At 62.2% G+C, this 539-nt stretch carries 1 protein-coding gene; it reads left to right on the top strand.

The window, feature by feature from the left end:
* Positions 1–66 precede the first annotated feature (66 nt).
* Positions 67–539, top strand: a 473-nt coding sequence (locus tag AC1DVK_RS27180) for an alpha/beta hydrolase family protein (protein ID WP_477627856.1), incomplete at its 3' end; no start/stop codon positions are given.

The raw sequence follows: 539 nt of genomic DNA on the forward strand, positions 1-539 counted from the left end.
ATGAAGAAGATAGTCATCCTCTGCGTTCTGCTTCTGCAGGCCTGCCTGGCCTGGGCGGGTGGCATGGTGGCCGGCGAGCCGCAGAGCTTTGTCTTCACTGACAAGGGCTATTTCGCGGACAAGCCCGTCACCGTGCACTACTACAAGGCGCGCAGCGCCGGCCCCGATGCCAGGGTGATGATGGTGATCCATGGCGCGGAGCGCCAGGGTTCGCGCATGCGCGACAACTGGATGCCTTTTGCCGAGAAAAACAAGCTCATCGTGCTGGCCCCGGAGTTCGACGAGGCGCGATTTTCTTCCCGGCTGTTCAATATGGGCGGCATCGAGACGCGCGACCGCAGCAAATGGTCCTTCCAGATCATTGAGCATCTTTTCGATTTTGTCCGTGCCGACGAGGGGCTCACGGCGTCCGACTATCTGCTCTTCGGCCACTCAGCCGGCGGGCAGTTCGTGCATCGCTTCATGCTGCTGACGGAGGCGCCCCGCGTTTCCGTCGCCGTGGCCGCCAATGCCGGCAGCTACACCATGCCCCGTTATCC

It is taken from the genome of Peribacillus sp. P4_B1, assembly GCF_056402395.1.